Below are 1,455 nucleotides of genomic sequence, written 5' to 3'. Positions count from 1 at the left end.
ACGGGACGCGGTGCTCGGCGGCACTGCCAGGGACGTCGACCGAGCCCTGCTCGACTACTACGTGAACAACACCAACCACGCGCTACGCGGCGCACCCTCTACCCGGTGAGTCGGCTCCGCTGGGGCGTGCTTGGCGCAGCCAACATCGCTCGGGCCCAGTTCCTGCCCGCGGTGTTGGAGACCGGCCAGCGGGCGGTGCTCGTGGGCGGGCGGGACGGTGCACGGGCGGCAGAGTTCGCGCGCGCCCACGGAGTCGAACGCTCCGTCCAGGGCTACGCGGCGGTGCTCGAGGACCCAGAGGTGGACGCGGTCTACGTGCCACTGCCCAACCGACTCCACACCGAGTGGACGGTGGCAGCTCTACAGGCGGGCAAGGCGGTGCTGTGCGAGAAGCCGCTGTGCCTGGACCCTGCCCAGGTCGAGCAGGTGTTGGCCGTGGCCCGGACCGCCACGCAGCCGCTGTGGGAGGCGTTCGTCTTCCCGTTCCAGGCGCAGCACGCTCGGGTGGTCGAGCTGCTCGAGGACGGCGCGATCGGCGAGCTGCGGGAGGTCGTTAGCTCCTTCCACTTTGAGGTTGGCGGGCCCGACAACATCCGGCTGTCCCGGGCTATGGGCGGCGGGGCGCTCGCGGACGTCGGCTGCTATCCGATGCGTCTGGCCCATGAGCTGTTCGGGGTGCCAGCCGGGTCGGCCACAGTCACCGCCCTGATGGGTGAGGAGGTGGAGATCGACGTGTCGGCCCTCATGGCCTATCCGGGCGACCGCCGGCTCCTGCTGACCTGCGGGTTCCGCCGCGCCTATGACACCACGACCCTCCTGCTCGGAACCCAAGGGTCGATGCGACTGGACAACCCTTTCCACCCCGGGCGGGCCTCAGCACTGGAGGTGCATCGCGCGGGTGCCGACCCGGTGGTCGAGAGACCGACCAAGAACGACCGCTCGTTCAGTGGGGCGCTGAGACACATCGCGGCTGTGCTCGCTGGTGATCAGCCCCCGACGCACACTGCGCTGGATTCCGCCTTGCCCGTCGCTCAGTCGTTACAACTCGCCCAGCGCGCGCTGGCCAATCAATGACTCGCCGCGGGTTGTTCGTCGCGCCTTTCGACGCGTTGTCCGAGCCGTCGGTCTGCGCCGAGTTGGCTCGTGAGGCCGAAACGGCCGGTTGGGACGGGTTCTTCGTCTGGGACCACCTGCTCTACAGCGAGCCGGTAAAGGCGATCGCCGACCCGTGGATCGTTTGTGCCGCGGTGGCATTGGCCACTGAACGGATCCAGTTCGGCCCGATGGTCACGCCGCTGTCGCGTCGGCGCATCCAAGTCCTGGCCCGGCAGGCAGTCTCCCTCGATCGGCTGTCCCATGGCCGGCTCATCCTCGGCTTCGGCCTCGGCGACGACGGTCCCCTGGGCGAGCTGTCAAGCTTTGGTGAGGAGACCGACGCCCGGGCCCGTGCGCGGC

General features: G+C 69.4%; 2 protein-coding genes. Both read left to right on the top strand.

Going from position 1 to position 1,455, the window contains the following annotated elements; translation table 11 throughout:
* Window positions 1-105 precede the first annotated feature (105 nt).
* Window positions 106-1,074, top strand: coding sequence for a Gfo/Idh/MocA family protein (locus Q4P07_RS13550; RefSeq protein ID WP_303375447.1), 969 nt, complete (start codon window positions 106-108; stop codon window positions 1,072-1,074).
* The coding region (locus Q4P07_RS13545) for an LLM class flavin-dependent oxidoreductase (protein ID WP_303375446.1) at window positions 1,071-1,455 on the top strand (385 nt) is incomplete at its 3' end. The genes Q4P07_RS13550 and Q4P07_RS13545, both read left to right, overlap by 4 nt.

It is taken from the genome of Ornithinimicrobium sp. (assembly GCF_030537745.1).
Taxonomy (GTDB): Bacteria; Actinomycetota; Actinomycetes; order Actinomycetales; family Dermatophilaceae; genus Ornithinicoccus.
This window is presented reverse-complemented; position numbering and strand designations above follow the sequence as displayed.